This window comes from Paenibacillus sp. FSL K6-0108, assembly GCF_045040695.1.
Classification (GTDB): domain Bacteria; phylum Bacillota; class Bacilli; order Paenibacillales; family Paenibacillaceae; genus Paenibacillus; species Paenibacillus pabuli_B.
On the sequence record NZ_CP150288.1, the window covers coordinates 4,610,035 to 4,627,934 of the forward strand.

A 17,900-nucleotide genomic window follows, 5' to 3' on the forward strand; every position below is an offset into this window, starting at 1 on the left:
GAATGTTTCGCAAATCAGCGCCCTTCTATTTCGTAAATGACGTATGTTGGGGCCCTTCTACTTCAGTTTATGTCCCTTTTACTGTTTTCGTTCATAGAACTCAAACGTATACGCATAAACATTTTTTTCATCTTGCTCGCCTTCAATCTGTTCGGTTAGCACCCACTCCGACCAATCCACTTCCGGGAAAAAGGTATCCCCCTCAAAATCCTCATGGATTTTGGTCACCACCAGACGATCTGCGAGCGGCAAAAACTCACGATAGACCTGGGAGCCACCAATGACGCAAAGCTCTTCGCCTTTTGTAACTTCCAGACCCTCTTCAATCGAATGCACCACTTCAGCCTGATTTGCTTTGTAGTTCAGATCTCTGGTTACGACAATATTCCGGCGTTGAGGAAGCGGTTTTCCCCCAAAAGACTCCCATGTATTGCGTCCCATAATAATTGTTTTGTTTAACGTACGTTGCTTGAAAAAGGCCATATCTTTAGGCAAACGCCACGGAATGGAATTATTCAAACCAATGACACCATTCTCGCCCATCGCCCATACAAGTTCAATGCTCAAAGATTACACACTCCTTCAATCCGTGTCTGTTTAGAGGTTACTCCAAATCACGCACTTATACTGCAATCGGAGCTTTAATACCCGGATGATGCTGATAGTTCTCAAACTCAAAATCATCAAACGTATAATCGAAAATGGAATCCGGCTTACGCTTGATTACCAACTTAGGCAGCGCAAATGGCTCGCGCTCCAGCTGAGTTTTCACTTGTTCCACATGGTTTGAGTAGATATGAACGTCCCCACCGGACCAGATGAACTCTCCCACTTCAAGATCACACTGCTGTGCAATCATATGTGTCAGCAGCGCATAGCTGGCAATGTTAAATGGCAGTCCGAGGAACGTATCTACAGAACGCATGGTAAGCATACATGATAGTTTACCCTCAGCCACGTAGAACTGAAACGCGAAATGACAAGGAGGCAGTTTCATGTGGTTAATCTCCGCCACATTCCAGGCGCTAACGAGGTGACGCCGTGAATCCGGATTATTTTTGATCGAATCAATAACAGCAGCAATCTGATCGATCTTCTCTCCGTTAGGTGCTTCCCAAGTACGCCATTGTGATCCATATACCGGACCCAGGTCGCCATTCTCGTCGGCCCAATCGTCCCAGATCTTCACACCGTTTTCCTTCAGATAGGCTATGTTCGTATCCCCACTCAAAAACCACAACAACTCATGAATGACTGATTTCAGATGGATTCGTTTGGTTGTTACCAGCGGGAACCCTTCGGACAAATCATAACGGAGCTGTCTGCCAAATACCGACTGTGTTCCAGTTCCGGTGCGATCTCCCTTATGCACGCCTGTATCCAAGATATCCTGTAATAAATCGAGATAGTTTTTCAAATTATATTCCCCTCCCACTTTTTTTCATACTAAACTAAAGATATTTACACTTACCACTCCGATGACAGAACAACCTTCCGATCACTGTTATCCCCAGATTTTTTTGATTTCCTTTTCCAAAAGTATAAAATCCGGGGATAAAGGCGAACGCTCCGCTTCTACAGGTTTTTTCTGTTCTCTACGTTCTCGTGTAAAAGGTTAGTTTACTAACTTAAATACTAAATATATAGACCGCGATTGGCTTGGAGCCACATCATAACTGATCATTACTACAGTGTACCACAATTGAGTTGTGGGATAAAATCAATTACTAAAACTTTTGAGTGTGTAACTTTTCATCATATCATATACACTAGTATCTTGAATTTCTCGGCTTTTACTCAGAAAAAAGAGACGAACAACGCGTTAACGTCATTCGTCTCTTCTGATTTACGTATAATGCCGGACGAATCCGAAGCTTAGACGATATTAGCGGGAAATGATGTGGATCGGGTGACCCATAACCAGTTCCGCAGCTTCCATCACGATTTCGCCCAAAGTAGGGTGAGCGTGAATAGTCAGCGCCAAATCTTCCAGAGTAGCACCCATTTCAATTGCGAGACCAAGCTCAGCAATCAGGTTGGAAGCTTCCAGACCAACGATTTGGCAACCCAATACGAGGCCGCTTTCTTCGTCAGCAACGATTTTCACGAAGCCTTCAGCATGGTTCAAAGATACAGCACGGCCATTACCCGCATAAGGGAATTTGCCAGCTTTTACTTTGTAGCCTTTTTCTTTTGCTTCTTTCTCCGTGTAACCTACGCTGGAGCACTCAGGATCTGTGAACACAACTGCAGGCATACATTTGTAGTCAACTACAGATGGTTGTCCTGCGATCGCTTCAGCAGCCACTTTACCTTCATAAGAAGCTTTGTGGGCAAGTGCCAGACCGGATACGATATCACCGATTGCAAAGATGTGAGGAATGCTAGTACGGCCTTGGTGATCAACTTTAACGAATCCACGCTCGTCAACGTCTACGCCAATCAGGTCCAGACCCAGCTCTCCGTCTGTATTTGGACGACGTCCAACCGTAACGAGCAGGTAATCTGCAGTTACTTCTTTGGATTCACCATTTACGGAATATTTAACAGTTACATCTTTATCCGTTTGCTCAGCACTTTCTGCTTTTGCACCCGTTACGATTTCGATGCCTGTTTTCTTCATGTTTTTAGCTACGAGGCTAGTCATGTCTTTATCGAAACCTGGCAGTACCGTATCCAAACCTTCGATGATGGTAACTTTAGCACCGAATTTGGAGTACATTTGACCAAGCTCAGCACCGATATAACCGCCACCGATAACGATCAGACTTTTCGGCACTTCAGGCAAGTTCAATGCTTCTGTCGAAGACAGAATGCGTCCGCCAAACGGGAAAGGTTTCAGTTCGATTGGACGGGAACCTGTTGCAATGATTGCATTTTTAAATTTGTAACGTGGTGACTCGTGATCGTTAAATACACGAGCTTCGTTTTCATTGATGAACATGCACTCACCATTGAAAACTTCAACTTTGTTGCCTTTGAGCAAACCAGCTACGCCGCCAGTCATTTTCTTAACAACGCCGTTTTTGAATTCTTGAGTTTTGCTGAAGTCTACTTTTACGTTCTCAGCGGAGATACCGAAAGCATCGCCGTGAAGTGCAGACTCGTATTGGTGTGCAGCAGAGATCAGAGCTTTGGATGGAATACATCCGCGGTTCAAACAAACGCCGCCCAGTTCTGATTTGTCTACGATCAATACGCTTTGGCCCAGTTGAGCGGCACGGATGGCAGCTACATAGCCGCCAGGTCCTGCACCAATTACTAATGTGTCGATATTGAGAGAAGCGTCGCCTACTACCATATCTTACACCTCCATAACAAGCAGCTCAGGGTTAGCGAGCAGCTGTTTAATGTAATTCATAAAGTTTTGTGCTGTTGCGCCATCGATGATACGGTGGTCAAAGCTCAGGGAAAGAGCCATTACAGGTGCTGCAACAACTTCGCCGTTTTTGATAACCGCTTTTTCGCTGATGCGTCCTGTTCCCAGAATAGCAACTTCAGGGAAGTTGATGATTGGAGTGAAGAACATACCGCCAGCAGAACCGATGTTACTGATGGAGATTGTGCTTCCTCTCATTTCATTGGCGCTCAATTTGCCATCACGGCCACGAGCAGCCAGATCACGGATTGAATCAGCGATCATCCAGATGGATTTACGATCAGCATCTTTGATAACAGGAACGATCAAGCCGTTATCTGTATCTGTAGCGATACCGATGTTGTAGTATTTTTTGTAAACAATTTCGTTAGCTTCTTCATCAATCATAGCGTTCAGAGCAGGGAATTGGCGGGAAGCCGCAACCAATGCTTTAACGATGAATGGCAGGTAAGTAACTTTTGTACCTTTTTTCTCAGCGATAGGTTTCATGCGAGTACGGAAAGCAACCAGTTCAGTTACGTCCACTTCGTCCATGATTGTAACGTGAGGTGCTGTGTAAGCTGATTTAACCATAGCATTGGAGATCGCTTTACGGATACCTTTGAATGGTACGCGCTCTTCTTCAAGGCGTTGATCAGCTGCAGCCGCTGCTGGTGCTGCGGATTTTTTCTCTTCTTGGGCAGGTGCTTCGGAAGATGCCGCTGCGGATTGACCGCCACCATTTTTGAAGGATTCAACATCTTCTTTGGTAACTTTACCGTTGTTGCCAGTACCGTTAACCTGAGCGATGTCTACGCCTTGTTCGCGAGCAAATTTACGCACGCTAGGTGTTGCCAGAACGTCTTTGGCAGGTACTGCCGGAACGCTGTTGTTTCCGCCTTCTTTGGCTGCATCCGAGCTGGAAGCTGCTTCTGAAGAACCGCTTGTGTCAGCTCCACCTTGAGCTGCATCTTTTTCTTGCTCGCTTGCAGGAGCATCGTCTTGCTCAGGAAGTTCACCTTCTGCATCAATAATGGCAACTACTTCACCAACATGGCAAATTTGACCGTCTTTAGCGAACACTTCTGTAACCGTTCCGTTAACCGGACAAGGTACTTCCACTACCGCTTTGTCATTCTGTACTTCCATGATGATATCGTCGTCAGTTACTTTGTCACCGACTTTGATGTGCATCTTGATAATTTCGCCTTCGTGTAGGCCTTCGCCCAGTTCAGGGAATTTGTATTCAAATTTAGCCAACTGAAAAACCTCCTTGATTATGTCTCAATCCTGAAAACAACCCTTAACTCCAAGAAACAACCGTTACTGCTAGTGCAATAAACTGTTACTCAAGGGGCTAATGGCTGTTTACAGTGCAGCTTGCGCTGCGGTGTGGATCACCATACTGCGCCTTGCGGCATGTCAGATGATTAAATTAGAAATTTACGACTTTGTTAACCGCAGCAACGATACGCGCTGGGTTAGGAAGCCATGTATCTTCGATTTGTGCAAATGGATATACAGTATCCGGACCAGCTACACGCAGAACCGGTGCTTCCAGGTGCAGAATTGCTTTTTCATTGATTTGGGCAATGACTTCAGCTGCAACACCTGCGCTCTTTTGAGCTTCCTGTACAACGATTGCACGGTTTGTTTTCTTAATGGAAGCAACGATAGTATCGATGTCGATCGGGCTAACCGTACGAAGGTCGATAACTTCAACTTTGATTCCTTGTTTTTCGAGTTCTTCTGCTGCTTTCACAGAAGTGTGAACCATCATACCGTAAGTAATGATAGTTACATCAGAACCTTCACGAACAACATTCGCTTTACCCAGCTCAACGATGTAATCTTCTTCAGGTACTTCTGCACGGAATGCATGGTACAAGTTCAAGTGCTCCATGAAGAATACAGGGTCGTTGTCGCGAATAGAAGCGATCATCAAACCTTTTGCATCGTAAGGGTTAGAAGGAACTACCACTTTGATACCCGGAGTTTGCGTAAGCAAACCTTCAAGGGAATCTGTGTGCAATTCTGCCGCTTTTACACCGCCACCGAATGGTGTACGGAATACGATTGGAGAATTGTATTTACCGCCAGAGCGGAAACGCATACGAGCTGCTTGAACTACCATTTGGTCAAGGGCTTCGAAGATAAAACCAACGAATTGAATCTCGGCAACCGGACGGAAGCCTTGAACACCCAGACCTACAGCCAGACCGCCAATAGCGGATTCAGCCAGTGGAGTATCAAATACACGCTCTTCGCCAAACTCTTTTTGCAGACCTTCCGTTACACGGAAAACGCCGCCTACATTACCTACGTCTTCACCGAAAAGCAGAACGTTAGGATCACGTTTCAACTCAACGCGAAGCGCATCACGGATTGCTTCTTTCATGTTCATTTGTGCCATTTGCTTCATTTCCTCCTTAAACATTGACAGTTCACATTTGAATTCATACATGTATACCGGGACACCGGAACCCCTCCCGGATGTTTATGCTTTATCGGAAAAAACTTATTGGAAATCAGCTTTTTGCTCTTCCAAGTGCTTAGGCGTTTGTTCGAACATGCTGTCGATCAAGCCTGAAATCGTCATTTTCTCGGTTTTTTCCGCTTTTTTGATCTCTTCATTCACTTTTGCTTTTGCTTCTTCTTTCACACGTGCTGTATCTTCTTCAGTCCACAGACCTTTTTTCTCCAGATATTTAGCAAAACGTGCGATTGGATCTTTTACGCTCCACTCAGCCTCTTCTTCTTTTGTACGATACTTGGAAGCATCATCAGAAAGGGAGTGTGGACGGAAACGATAAGTAACAGCTTCGATCAACGTTGCGCCTTCGCCATTACGTCCGCGTTCAGCAGCTTCCTGAACCGCTTTGATAACAGCAAAGATGTCCATACCGTCAACTTTAACACCTTTGATACCTGCTGCTACCGCTTTGTGAGCGATGGACAGAGCTGCTGTTTGTTTAGCAAAAGGAGTTGTGATGGCATAACCGTTGTTTTGTACAAAGAAGATTACAGGCAGTTTGTATACACCAGCGTAGTTCAGACCTTCATAGAAGTCACCTTCGGAAGAACCGCCATCACCTGTGTATGTGATAACTACTTGTTTTTGTTTTTTCAATTTGTAACCCATAGCAATACCCATTGCGTGCAGAATTTGTGCACCAATGATGATTTGCGGCATCAATACGTTAACGCCATCCGGAATTTGTCCACCATGCTGGTGTCCACGGGAGTACAGGAATGCTTGATAAAGAGGAAGTCCGTGCCACACGAGTTGCGGAATGTCGCGATAGCCTGGAGCGATGAAATCTTCTTTTTCAAGGGCAAACTCACTACCTACCATTGTAGCTTCTTGACCAGATACTGGAGCATAGAAACCAAGACGACCTTGACGGCCAAGGTTTACTGCACGGTCATCCCAAGTACGGGTAAATACCATGCGATACATAATTTCTTTTAATTGATCGTCGGAAAGCTTAGGCATCATGTCTTTGTTAACAATTTCGCCGTCAGGAGACAGCACGGACAGAGCTTCTACATCCTCCGTATATACTTCATAAGGAACCTTGCTCATTTTTTTCTTCACCTCAACAAAAAATTTGAATATCAAGTTCCGCTGTTATATTATTATTATACACCTGTTTCACTGCATACGTCAAAGAAATCCGTAATTTTTTTATGTTTCCTTTGGGATTGTATGTATAACAGGGGGCTAATATTGGTATAACAGCATAATACATGATTGCGTGTTTGACCCATCCCCGCACCAGGTTAATCTTACCGTATTGCGCGGTCGAATGCAAAAATAACCCGGAAAGGTGACGTTTTATGACGGATTCCCGCTATTTGAAACGGACAATTGTTAAGGAAGAGATTGAAAGCCGTTATCTCGGTGAAAAACGGACCCTTCGCATCTATCTTCCCCCAGGCTACAACGAACTGCTTAGCTACCCTGTGGTGTACTGCCAGGATGGCGAAGAATTTTTTAACTTTGGACGAATCGCCACAACAGCCAACCGCATCATTCTGGATGAAGGTGCCGAACCTTTCATTATAGTAGGGGTTCAAGTGGACGTATCCGTAAGAACTCAGGAGTACGCTCCTTTTGGCAGTCGATTCACAGCCTACACCAAGTGCTTTGCAGAAGAGATTATTCCCTATGTAGAAGAGAAATATCCTGTGCGCCGCTCTCCGCAGGAACGTATACTTGCTGGCGACTCACTGGGTGGTAGTGTTTCACTGCATCTTGCTCTTCTCTATCCTGACCTGTTTACACGTGTCATCAGTATGTCTGGGGCCTTCTACACTGCCTCGCAGGAAATCTATGCTGCAGAGCAAGACTTGTCTTGGCTCACAATCTGGATGATTGTTGGTTTGCAGGAAACTTCCTTTAAAGCCGATACAGGTACCTATAATTTTGTTCAATTAAACCGGGATACCCGTGATTTACTGGAAAAACGAGGTGCACTCGTCTCCTATCAGGAGAAAGACGGGCATCACCAGTGGGGTTTCTGGCAGAAAGAACTGCCGGATGCATTGCTCTACTTTCTTCAGGAAAATTAACTTCAATCATTGAACAGGCGGCTGAAATGCCGCTTTTGTTTTACAATCATTTGATACCGCTTACAAATAAACTCAAAAAAGAAGCAGGCACACCTGCTTGTCCATTTCGGCTTCTTCTCTTGTATCACACATATCATTACTACAAACATTATCCGATGTTATTCAATGAATGGTGCTTTTCAATCCGTTCCAGTAACACATCGCAGCCTGCATCAAGCAGCCTGTAAACTTCTTCAAAATTCCCAGTATAATACGGGTCGGGAACTTCGCGGAGTGTTTCGTCCGGCAGGAGATCCATCATCTTGATAATTTCTTCTTCTTCACCGCCTGCAACACTCTTTACGTTAGCGGCGTTGGAATCATCCATGCATATAATGTAGTTAAACTGTACAAAGTCTTCACTTCCAAATTGTCTTGCAGCCATATCGGCATAAGAAATTTGACGCGAATCAAGCAATTTCCGAGTCCCCTCATGCGGAGGTTTACCGACATGCCAGTCTCCTGTACCTGCCGAGTCCACACGAATCTGCTGAGCTAGTCCTCTTTCATTAACTTTGTGGCGCAGGATGGCTTCAGCCATCGGCGATCGGCAAATATTGCCTAAACATACAAACAAAACATTAATCATGTTAATCCCCCTTACTCAAGGTGCGGTTAAGTGGCGCTCTTGCTGGCTGAGGTTTCACACTCTCCGTTTGCACCAGAGAGCGACGTGGCAGCTTCCATTTATAATGAACAGAACACATCCGGAAGATCACAACTAACGCGAAACATATTAACAATCCCACGTTTGTAGTGAACCAGCCCATACCCACGGCAAAACCAGCGATTATGGCCCAAACGGCATAGATTTCATCCCGCAGCACCAGTGGTTTCCTTCCTGCCAGCAGATCACGGATAATCCCTCCGCCTATACCGGTCATCATTGCGGCAACAATAACGGCACTGATGGGATGGCCCATATTTACCGCGTATAACGCTCCTTGAATCGCAAACGCTGCAAGTCCTATCGCATCAAACAACGCCTCTGTCCGCTTCCAGTGACCAATCCACTTAAGAGGTAATACAAACGCAATGGCAACAGACACTAGAGCGAGCATAATTAGCGCTCCCTGGCTCCACAGCATGGTTACGGGTACACCAATGAGAACATTACGAATAACTCCGCCTCCAAATGCGGTTACGAGTCCCAACACCAGTACGCCCAAAATATCATATTCCTCTTCCATTGCCACGAAAGCTCCGGACATTGCAAATGCAATGGTGCCTATAATGCTGAACACTTCAAAAATGTGCAAGTCCAACCTGTTCAAACCTCACTTTTCAAGTCATCTCCATGTCGCTCTACCCATTGTATCCGCGCAAGCCGAAATTGTGCAACCACATTTTGTGGATTATACTGGTTTTATGAATGATTTTTGCGTCAAAATAGCACCTTAAGTTAGAAGTGAATTGTTTCTTTATTGATCAGGAAGGATGAAATAGAATGACCAAGAAACGAATTGTTATTTTTACAGGTGGAAATCTCTCTCCTCAATTTTTAAATGTAATCAGTAAGGATGACATTATTATCGCAGCCGATCGTGGGGCGTTATTCTTAATAGAACATGGAGTTCAGCCACATATCGCAGTAGGAGATTTTGATTCCATTACCGAACAGGAGCGAGAAAGTGTACGAGATAACAGCGAACGGATCATCACTTGCGATCCTGTGCATAAGGATTTAACGGATACCGAGATGGCATTTGAAACAGCTTTGGAACTTGAGCCTACTGACATTCTTATGTTGGGCGCAACGGGCACTCGCATGGATCATACACTGGCTAACGTACATATTATGGTCCGCGCTATGCAGCATCATATTTCCTGTATTTTGCAGGATGAACACAATTATATGATGTTAACGACCTCCGAAGCTTATGTTGAAGACCGTGGATATGAGTATGTTTCCCTGCTCCCACTCACTAATGAAGTGACAGGAATTACGCTTGAAGGTTTCATGTACCCACTAGATCAAGCCACGATACGGATGGGACAATCTTTAGGTATTAGTAACAAGCTGCTTGGAAAGTCTGGCACTGTCTCGATCAATAGTGGATTATTACTCATTATTCAGAGCAAAGATTAACCTCCTGCAACTACTTATTACTTTTTTGTAACCTATGATTCGGATTAAAAACAATCTCAAAAAATAACAAAGACCCTTGATACACAAGGATCTTTTCTATGTTTGAAACATTCTACATTCGTCAATGATTAATTTTTTGACATTTTTAATGGTATTTTAATAAACAAACCCAAACCATTGCGGCCCTAAGGACAATCAGGTTCCATCCAATTTCTAGGTTGTTACAAAGCTGTTATACTCGCTCTAGCAACTAAACGAAAACGAATTTTGGAGGTAACTACATGAAAACAAACATCTTTGTCCAAAAGGCCGTAACCGTCGGGTTGTGCGCTACACTAGGTTTTGGAGCTGTATTAATGACTAATGCACCTGTTGCACAGGCAGCAAGCGCGTCTGTATCCACAGGACAACAAATCGTGAACTATGGTAAAACTTTTACAGGAACTCCATATAAATTTGGCGCGTCAACTTCTACAACCAGAAATTTTGACTGCTCTTCTTTTATGAAATACATCTTCAAAAAGTATGGTGTTGATTTGCCGCGTACATCCGTTAAGCAATCCAAAGAAGGCGTAGCTGTATCTAAAGCGAATCTGCGCGTTGGAGATTTGGTCTTCTTTTCTAGCGGTAGTCGCTCTACTGGCTCCAATATTACTCACGTAGCTGTATATGCAGGAAACGGAAAAATTCTGCACACGTACGGATCACCAGGTGTTACTCTCTCCGACTTAAACTCGGGTAATTGGAAAAAAACTTATATTAAAGCTCGCCGCGTACTGTAGTTCATTTTTTAGATACGAAGTGAGAGGGGCCGGATCTGATGATCCGGTCTTTTTATATTTACCCCATGAAGTTCTGTGTTCAAACTAGGAGTTATATGGAAAACAGAAATGGGTTCGGCGATATGACCTTTTATTTGGTATGAAGCATATAGCCGATTCCACGAACGGTATGAATTAATTTAATGTCTTTCCCCTTATCCACTTTCACGCGCAAGTGCTTGATGTACACATCCACGACATTGGTATCCATTGCAAAATCCAAATCATACCCCCACACTTCCCTTAAAATAACCCTCCGCGGACATGCCTCGTTCACATGACGAGCCAAAAACTCCAGCAATTCGTATTCTTTTGGAGTCAATACCAGATATTCTCCTGCACGACTTACCCGACGTGAACGAAGATTCACTTTAAGATCATGCACCACAATGACTTCTTCATCTTCCTGTGATACATGTGCAAACAGACGTAACAGATTTCGTACCCTGGCCAACAGGACATTACGATGTATAGGCTCTTCAATCACATCATTTGCACCATAATCCAGCCATTCCACGATTATTTCAGGAGATGTCTTTGGAGTTATGACAAGCAATGGAGAAAGGACACCTTTTTTTACGAAATCCTCTAATCCATTTGTAAGAGTATCTTCCTGACATCCTTCATTCATTAATATAATCATATTGAGATTTGTTAATGTTGATTCAGAAATACGGTTTAAATCTGTCCATTCCAATTGTTCGACCTGGTACCCTTCACCACACAATATTTCTTGGATAAAAGTAACCAGATCTCCCCTGCCAATCAGTAATATGGATGTTTTCATTTTCTCACCCGGCCTGTCTTATACGCTGCTACATCGGATGGTTTCAATTACACTTGTCCCCACATTTTTCTTGAGTTCACTTTGTATCACAGCGTTGTTGTATGTTTATCATGCCGTAAAATGAAAAAGTCCATTCCTGAAAGGAATGAACTCGGAACATTCATTTGTTTTTTCTCTAACCAAAGTAGCGATGAACCAGTGTACGTGCCTCTGCCGTGTCTTTTGTTCCATGCACAAGGACACGGCCATCCTGAAAAATGACCATCCTGTGGGCTCCGATTGTAAAAGAAACCAAAAACGGATTAGCCTCTACTTTGCCTTCATCCAGCTTGCTGAGGCGATCAGCCGTGTGCTGTAGATCCAGGTTCATACGTCGTGAAGGACGAATCTGTACCGTATCCCTGCCACATAATACGTCTGTTTTCTCTAGGTTTGAGGCAGAGAGGTACGGGTAGTTAGCCTTTACTCCGCAGGAAGGACAATCTTCTTTGCGGGCACCGTCGACGTTAATGGATATGTATTCATTTCTCCACACATCGAATGACAGCAATTTGTGTCTCAGCGCACCTACATTGCCGCTAAGAAATTTCATCGCTTCAGCAGTCTGATTCGCCGTAACCATCTGCACCGCCTGAGGGATAATACCTGAAGTATCACATGTGTCCCCACCTAATGGAATCTCACCCAACAAACAGTTTAAACAAGGGGTTTCTCCAGGCAGAAATGTGTAGGTAATTCCATAACTGCCCACACATCCACCATAAATCCAGGGGATACGATACTTCTGAGACATATCATTTATTAATAACCGGGTATCAAAATTATCTGTTGCATCCATGATCAGATCTGCGTTCTGAACCAATTCCTCAAGTTCATCCACCCTGACGTCCATCACTTTACCTATAACTTCAACGGTAGAGTTAATGTCAGACAGGCGCTTCTCGGCTGCCATCGCTTTGGGCATTCGTTGAATGGCATCTTGCTCTACATATAACTGTTGCCGCTGCAGGTTACTCCACTCCACATAATCACGATCTGCAATGGTAATATGGCCAATACCTGAACGTACCAGTGTTTCTGCAATTCCCGTGCCAAGCGCGCCCGCTCCAACAATTAATACTCTGCTGTTATTCAATCGATGCTGACCATCCTTACCGATAGGTGCGTACCGTTCCTGTCTGGAATAGCGGTCTCCCTGCTCAGAGGATTGTGTCTGATTAGTCATGTATGAACCATTCCTTCCACCGGACTACTCGCTGCTGCATAGCGCTTTACGGGAATCATGCCTGCCTCATAAGCCAGTCTGCCTGCTTCAACCCCCATTCGCATTGCCTTCGCCATCTTCACTGGGTCTCCGGATCCGGAGACGGCTGTATTCAACAATACACCGTCTGCTCCCAGTTCCATTGCATGAGCAGCATCTTTAGGTGCACGAAGTCCTGCATCCACAATGACAGGAACGACAGCTTGTTCAATAATAATCTCCAGATTATAAGGATTAATAATTCCTCTCCCCGCCCCTATGGGCGAAGCCCCAGGCATGACAGCATGTACGCCGAGTAGCTGCAATCGCTTGGCCAAAATAACATCGTCCGAAATATAAGGCAGTACCGTAAAGCCCTTTTCAAGCAGGATCTCGCAAGCTTTATAGGTTTCAATCGGGTCAGGCAGCAAAGTGATTCCATCGCCGATGACTTCCACTTTTATCATATCACAAAGACCCGAAGCCCGAGCAAGTTCAGCAATTCGCACAGCTTCCTCTGCCGTTGAAGCACCAGCTGTATTGGGAAGCAGCGTATACCTTTTTAAGTCCAATGTGTCCAGAAAATGCTGTTTGTTCCGATCCTCCAGATTCAAACGCCGAACTGCAAATGTTAATACTTCCGTACCTGAAGCTTCAACCGCCTGGCTTTGCACTTCCAAGTCCGAAAATTTGCCTGTACCCAAAAGCAATCTGGACTCAAATGTATAATTTCCAATCCTCAACATAGTTCAACCGCCTCCCACAAAATGTACAATTTCAATTCGATCTCCGTCTTTTATTGCCGTTGTCTCATGATATTCACGTGTTAAAATTTGCCGATTCAATTCAACCACGACGGTTTTAACTTGCAAATTAAATGATTGGAGCAATTTGTCCACACGATCTATGCTATCTTCAATTTGCATGGTTTGTCCGTTGACAATGATATTCACTGAGTATCTCCTTTCGGTTCATACGATTTGGACTAAGATCCTGAATTCCCAACTCTTCAGAAGTTTTACCGTAGATCAAATCAGCCATTAAGCTGCCCGTAATCGCACTAAGCAGTATGCCATTACGATAGTGTCCAAAAGCAGCGAATAAGCCGGGAATACTATCACAAGCCCCTATATAGGGCAATCCATCCGGGGTCGAAGGTCTAACTCCTGCCCATGCCCGAAGAAAATGCGCTTCCTTCATGCCAGGTACCCAGCTTGTCGCAGCAGTAAGCAATTTCTGAATGCCTTGAACTGAGACTTTTGTATCTGTTTTTCCAGGAAGGCTGGTTGCACCGAGCCACACTTCTCCATTGGCTTTGGGCACAATATATATATCCTCTGCATAGACCGTTTTGTCAGGTCTGAAACCAACATGATGGGGTGAGAACTGCACCGCTGCAATTTCACCCTTCACAGGCAAAACAGGTAAACCAATGTCCACTTGTTTCATCAACTCATCTCCATGTAACCCTGTTGCAACAATGACATTCTTCGATGTCATCGTTCCTATTGAAGTCTTGATTCCCTGCACTCCGTTGAAATCCGTATGCAAGCGGACATCCTGAACACCTTCCACCACCCTTGCTCCCATGGCTTGGGCCGATCTGACATAAGCCTGAGTTAGATGGACAGGAAGAACTTCGCTCTCGGAAGGTCTGTAATATGCACCGTACGTATTCCTGTTCAACCATGACGCTTCCTGTTGAACAGCGACACGATCCCACCAAATGGGTTTTTCAGAGAAATTCGAAGATCGGCTATTTTTGTAATCGCTGACCTCACTGTATGAACGAAAAGGAGTAATAAAACCACTCTGTTGCAGCCCCATATCTACTCCGCTAAGCGAACTGATTCGTTCCTTTTGCTCATGAAGCAGCGCTTTGCTTTGCCGTGCAAGCTTCGCCATCACAGCATGAGTGAATTCCTCACTGTCAGCAGCAAGCATTCCGGCGGCTGCGCTGGAAGTTCCCCCGGCAATTCGCGCACGCTCAACCAGAAGAACGTCATGGCCTCGGGTTGCGAGTTCACATGCGATGGCACATCCGATAACTCCTCCGCCTACAATAATGGTTTCTGCATGCAGTTTTCCTCGAATTTCGGTTCCAGCTTTTCTCATGGGTACCGTTCCTGGATGAAAATTTGAACGATTCCCACTTCTATTTTTTGCTTCCTCACTCATGATCTCATCTCCTTGATTCGGCGTACTACTCTGAATACACGATCGCCTGCCGCAATGAAGCTGCGGCCAGTTCTGGCCTATCGTTCGTCCAAATCGTTGAAATCACAGCCGCTCCTCTGGCACCAGCAGTCCGAATGGCAGCAATATGCTCAGGTCCAATCCCGCCAATCGCGATCACCGGAATCGAAACATTGGAGCACACCTCAGCCAATGCACTAAGCCCTCTAGGTTCACAATTTGGTTTACTACTTGAATGATAGACATGCCCATAGAAGAGATAGTCCGCACCACGTTCTTCAGCAACTTTTGCTTCTTCCAGCGAATGAACCGATATCCCTAAGCGGGGCCGATCGACTATCCTCAACACATCCTTATCATAGCGGCGAATAACTGCTTGACCCCAATGCACACCACCAAACAAAGCATGTTGATCCAGCTGATCTAGGCCGTTCATAACAATTCGATTAGATGGAACACCTTGTGTTTTTAAATTTTGTGCCCAATCCATCTGCTGCTCAGGGTTCAGCTTTTTTTCCCGAATGTGGATATAATCGACCCACCTCCAAATATCCTTAGCTGTATTCAGGAAAGAGTCCCTATCTCCTGTACCTGATGAAACCACATGCAGTTCGAATGATTGTGTTTTTACATGTTTGTGGAAGTTTGCCGTCCTGTTCACCCTCCTCTTGCATGATTTAAGCCGATCTAAAACAACAAAAAAAGCCACTCCCGTAGGGAGTGGCCACGAATTTAAAATTCATGAATCAACTAAATGACTGTTGCATGCAATTACTCTATACATAACGCATAACCCACTATGAAACCATCCATAGTCGCAACGTAGTATACCTGGAAACCGCATGATTCATCTTGCAGGCAATATCGCAAAATCATCGATAACACCCTTTGTCATTAGCTGAAAACGCGCCACTTCCCTACGCTGGTATGATCCAGATCAGGTGCAAAGGGTCCGGAATCGCATTCTTCCATCTCAGCCGCGTCGTGCGGCCCCCCTAGTGTTCATATGAAGCTGAAGCCTATGTTACCATAGACTCCATTTTTTGTCACCGTACTTTTATTATATTCATTCATATCCCTAGTAAAAGGAAATATGGTTTTCGAAGTTGGTGTACTTGTGGGAAGAATAGCTCAAAGAAACTATTGTTTCTCAGACCAAGCTTCAACATCCCACGTTTTGGTAACCCAACCTTCATAGAATTCAGGTTCATGGGATACGAGCAGTACGGTACCCTTGAATTCTTGCAAGGCACGTTTCAGTTCCGCCTTGGCCGTCACATCCAAATGGTTTGTAGGCTCATCGAACAATATCCAATTGCTTTCACGCATCAGAAGTTTACACAAACGAACTTTAGCTTGTTCACCACCACTAAGTGCGTTAAGTGGACGGGTGATATGCTCATTTTTCAATCCGCAGCGTGCAAGATGGCCTCGAACTTCATTCTGTGTCAGATGAGAAAATTCATTCCACACATCTTCAATTGGGGTAATATTACCTGCACGTACTTCCTGTTCGAAATAGGCTGTTTCCAAATAGTCACCCAAGAAGGTCTTTCCGCTGATTGGCGGGATTTTACCCAAAATAGTTTTGAGCAGTGTGGATTTACCTACACCGTTACAGCCAACAATGGCAATTTTCTCACCACGCTCAATCGTCATCGTCATTTTGGGCAATAAGGCATACGTATACCCTATTTCAAAATCAATGCCCTCAAAGACGGTTTTACTACTCGCCCGGGCATCCTTGAATTTGAATGTGGGTTTGGCCGCTTCGTCTGGACGATCAATCCGTTCAATCTTGCCGAGCTGCTTTTCACGGCTCTTGGCACGACCGGAAGTGGAAGCGCGGGCTTTGTTCCGCTGAATGAAATCTTCCTGCTTCTTGATATATTCCTGCTGTTTCTCATAAGCATCAATATGCTGCGCCTTATTCATGTCGGCCATTTCAAGGAATTTGTTATAGTTCGCTGAATAACGCGTCAATTTGGCAAATTCCAAATGATAAATAACGTTAACGACCTCATTCATAAACTCCGTATCATGCGAAATCAGAATAAACGCATACGGATAATCCTTCAGGTAACGTGTCAGCCATTCAATGTGTTCTACATCAAGGTAGTTCGTCGGCTCATCCAGCAGAAGTGCTGTAGGTTTCTCCAGTAAAAGCTTGGCAAGCAATACCTTTGTACGCTGACCACCACTAAGCGCGGCCACGTCACGATCCAGACCGATGGCGGACAAGCCAAGACCATTTGCCATCTCTTCTACTTTCACATCAATCAGATAAAAATCACCTTGCTCCAATTGTTCCTGAATGTCACCCATTTCTTCCAGCAACGATTCGAGCTTATCTGCATCGGCGTCTGCCATCTGATCGGTGATGGACATCATTTCTTTCTCCAGCTCAAGCAATGGCAGGAACGCATCCTTCAACACATCACGAATCGTTTTTCCAGGCGTGAGCTTGGTATGCTGATCCAGATATCCATAACGAACTTTGGGGGTCCATTCGACCTTCCCTTCGTCCTTTAACAATTTCCCGGTAAGGATGTTCATCAATGTGGACTTGCCCACACCATTTGCACCAACAAGGCCTACACGTTCTCCGGCAAGTAAACGAAAAGATACATTTTTAAATAACGTGCGGTCTCCAAAATTGTGACTCACGTTCTCTACTGTCAATAAACTCATAAGATGAGGTTGCTCCTATCTATTGGACATTACTATCGTTCCGAAACCCTATTTTAGCACAGGTATCGCCTTTTCTGAAAGTAATGTAAACCTCTCACCAA

The 17,900-nt window shown here is 44.7% G+C and carries 18 protein-coding genes and 1 riboswitch; of the genes, 3 read left to right on the forward strand and 15 right to left on the reverse strand.

Annotated elements, in window-relative coordinates:
• Positions 1 to 78 precede the first annotated feature (78 nt).
• From MHB49_RS20680 to pdhA, 6 genes are all read right to left on the reverse strand, one after another.
• Positions 79 to 567 (reverse strand): dihydrofolate reductase, encoded by a 489-nt coding sequence (locus MHB49_RS20680; RefSeq protein ID WP_405152820.1) that lies wholly within the window; start codon positions 565 to 567, stop codon positions 79 to 81.
• Positions 568 to 622: 55 nt separating this feature from the next.
• Positions 623 to 1,417 (reverse strand): thymidylate synthase, encoded by a 795-nt coding sequence (gene thyA, locus MHB49_RS20685; RefSeq protein ID WP_090899835.1) that lies wholly within the window; start codon positions 1,415 to 1,417, stop codon positions 623 to 625.
• 468 nt (positions 1,418 to 1,885) lie between these two features.
• Positions 1,886 to 3,301, reverse strand: coding sequence for a dihydrolipoyl dehydrogenase (gene lpdA / locus MHB49_RS20690; RefSeq protein WP_247898002.1), 1,416 nt, complete (start codon positions 3,299 to 3,301; stop codon positions 1,886 to 1,888).
• A gap of 3 nt (positions 3,302 to 3,304) precedes the next feature.
• Positions 3,305 to 4,618 (reverse strand): dihydrolipoamide acetyltransferase family protein, encoded by a 1,314-nt coding sequence (locus MHB49_RS20695; RefSeq protein WP_405152821.1) that lies wholly within the window; start codon positions 4,616 to 4,618, stop codon positions 3,305 to 3,307.
• A gap of 175 nt (positions 4,619 to 4,793) precedes the next feature.
• Entirely contained in the window at positions 4,794 to 5,771 is a 978-nt protein-coding gene (locus MHB49_RS20700) for an alpha-ketoacid dehydrogenase subunit beta (protein ID WP_247898004.1), read from the reverse strand.
• 105 nt (positions 5,772 to 5,876) lie between these two features.
• Positions 5,877 to 6,944, reverse strand: a complete 1,068-nt coding sequence (gene pdhA, locus MHB49_RS20705) for a pyruvate dehydrogenase (acetyl-transferring) E1 component subunit alpha (protein ID WP_145401862.1) — start codon at positions 6,942 to 6,944, stop codon at positions 5,877 to 5,879.
• A gap of 254 nt (positions 6,945 to 7,198) precedes the next feature.
• Between pdhA and MHB49_RS20710 the strand changes: the two genes are divergently transcribed.
• Positions 7,199 to 7,933 (forward strand): esterase family protein, encoded by a 735-nt coding sequence (locus MHB49_RS20710; protein WP_247898005.1) that lies wholly within the window; start codon positions 7,199 to 7,201, stop codon positions 7,931 to 7,933.
• Positions 7,934 to 8,081: 148 nt separating this feature from the next.
• Here MHB49_RS20710 and MHB49_RS20715 read toward each other — a convergent pair whose 3' ends face one another.
• Complete coding sequence (locus MHB49_RS20715) at positions 8,082 to 8,561, reverse strand: low molecular weight protein-tyrosine-phosphatase (protein WP_405152822.1); 480 nt, start codon at positions 8,559 to 8,561, stop codon at positions 8,082 to 8,084.
• 1 nt (position 8,562) lies between these two features.
• Positions 8,563 to 9,231 carry a trimeric intracellular cation channel family protein gene (locus MHB49_RS20720; protein ID WP_405157199.1) on the reverse strand — a complete coding sequence of 223 codons (669 nt, stop codon included), beginning with the start codon at positions 9,229 to 9,231 and terminating at the stop codon, positions 8,563 to 8,565.
• Between the two features lie 188 nt (positions 9,232 to 9,419).
• Here MHB49_RS20720 and MHB49_RS20725 point away from each other — a divergent pair, with 188 nt between their 5' ends.
• Positions 9,420 to 10,061 (forward strand): thiamine diphosphokinase, encoded by a 642-nt coding sequence (locus tag MHB49_RS20725; RefSeq protein ID WP_405152823.1) that lies wholly within the window; start codon positions 9,420 to 9,422, stop codon positions 10,059 to 10,061.
• Between the two features lie 281 nt (positions 10,062 to 10,342).
• Positions 10,343 to 10,843: a C40 family peptidase gene (locus tag MHB49_RS20730; protein ID WP_247898008.1), complete on the forward strand. Its 501-nt coding sequence runs from the start codon at positions 10,343 to 10,345 to the stop codon at positions 10,841 to 10,843.
• A 130-nt stretch (positions 10,844 to 10,973) separates the two neighbouring features.
• Here the strand turns inward: MHB49_RS20730 and MHB49_RS20735 are convergent, their stop codons facing one another.
• The 7 genes from MHB49_RS20735 to MHB49_RS20765 all read right to left on the reverse strand — a co-directional run bounded on the left by MHB49_RS20735 (position 10,974) and on the right by MHB49_RS20765 (position 17,799).
• On the reverse strand, positions 10,974 to 11,669 hold the full coding sequence (locus tag MHB49_RS20735; RefSeq protein WP_405152824.1) for a winged helix-turn-helix domain-containing protein: 696 nt from the start codon (positions 11,667 to 11,669) through the stop codon (positions 10,974 to 10,976).
• Positions 11,670 to 11,844: 175 nt separating this feature from the next.
• Positions 11,845 to 12,894 (reverse strand): ThiF family adenylyltransferase, encoded by a 1,050-nt coding sequence (locus MHB49_RS20740; protein WP_405152825.1) that lies wholly within the window; start codon positions 12,892 to 12,894, stop codon positions 11,845 to 11,847.
• Entirely contained in the window at positions 12,891 to 13,658 is a 768-nt protein-coding gene (locus MHB49_RS20745; protein ID WP_247898011.1) for a thiazole synthase, read from the reverse strand. Before MHB49_RS20745 ends, MHB49_RS20740 begins: the two co-directional genes overlap by 4 nt.
• A gap of 3 nt (positions 13,659 to 13,661) precedes the next feature.
• Positions 13,662 to 13,865, reverse strand: coding sequence for a sulfur carrier protein ThiS (gene thiS, locus MHB49_RS20750; RefSeq protein ID WP_405152826.1), 204 nt, complete (start codon positions 13,863 to 13,865; stop codon positions 13,662 to 13,664).
• Positions 13,828 to 15,090 carry a glycine oxidase ThiO gene (gene thiO / locus MHB49_RS20755; RefSeq protein ID WP_405152827.1) on the reverse strand — a complete coding sequence of 421 codons (1,263 nt, stop codon included), beginning with the start codon at positions 15,088 to 15,090 and terminating at the stop codon, positions 13,828 to 13,830. Before thiO ends, thiS begins: the two co-directional genes overlap by 38 nt.
• A gap of 25 nt (positions 15,091 to 15,115) precedes the next feature.
• The gene (locus MHB49_RS20760) at positions 15,116 to 15,769 is read right to left on the reverse strand and encodes a thiamine phosphate synthase (protein WP_405152828.1); all 654 of its coding nucleotides are present in this window, start codon (positions 15,767 to 15,769) and stop codon (positions 15,116 to 15,118) included.
• 236 nt (positions 15,770 to 16,005) lie between these two features.
• Positions 16,006 to 16,115: riboswitch (TPP riboswitch) on the reverse strand.
• 133 nt (positions 16,116 to 16,248) lie between these two features.
• A complete protein-coding gene (locus MHB49_RS20765) occupies positions 16,249 to 17,799 on the reverse strand; it encodes an ABC-F family ATP-binding cassette domain-containing protein (RefSeq protein WP_405152829.1) in 1,551 nt (516 codons plus the stop codon).
• Positions 17,800 to 17,900: the final 101 nt, after the last annotated feature.

Coding starts and splice junctions, on each gene's coding strand:
- lpdA (WP_247898002.1), bottom strand. CDS start 3,301: ATGGTAGTAGGCGACGCTTCTCTCAATATCGACACATTAGTAATTGGT.
- MHB49_RS20700 (WP_247898004.1), bottom strand. CDS start 5,771: ATGGCACAAATGAACATGAAAGAAGCAATCCGTGATGCGCTTCGCGTT.
- pdhA (WP_145401862.1), bottom strand. CDS start 6,944: ATGAGCAAGGTTCCTTATGAAGTATATACGGAGGATGTAGAAGCTCTG.
- MHB49_RS20710 (WP_247898005.1), top strand. CDS start 7,199: ATGACGGATTCCCGCTATTTGAAACGGACAATTGTTAAGGAAGAGATT.
- MHB49_RS20715 (WP_405152822.1), bottom strand. CDS start 8,561: ATGATTAATGTTTTGTTTGTATGTTTAGGCAATATTTGCCGATCGCCG.
- MHB49_RS20725 (WP_405152823.1), top strand. CDS start 9,420: ATGACCAAGAAACGAATTGTTATTTTTACAGGTGGAAATCTCTCTCCT.
- MHB49_RS20730 (WP_247898008.1), top strand. CDS start 10,343: ATGAAAACAAACATCTTTGTCCAAAAGGCCGTAACCGTCGGGTTGTGC.
- MHB49_RS20735 (WP_405152824.1), bottom strand. CDS start 11,669: ATGAAAACATCCATATTACTGATTGGCAGGGGAGATCTGGTTACTTTT.
- MHB49_RS20740 (WP_405152825.1), bottom strand. CDS start 12,894: ATGACTAATCAGACACAATCCTCTGAGCAGGGAGACCGCTATTCCAGA.
- MHB49_RS20745 (WP_247898011.1), bottom strand. CDS start 13,658: ATGTTGAGGATTGGAAATTATACATTTGAGTCCAGATTGCTTTTGGGT.
- thiO (WP_405152827.1), bottom strand. CDS start 15,090: ATGAGTGAGGAAGCAAAAAATAGAAGTGGGAATCGTTCAAATTTTCAT.
- MHB49_RS20765 (WP_405152829.1), bottom strand. CDS start 17,799: ATGAGTTTATTGACAGTAGAGAACGTGAGTCACAATTTTGGAGACCGC.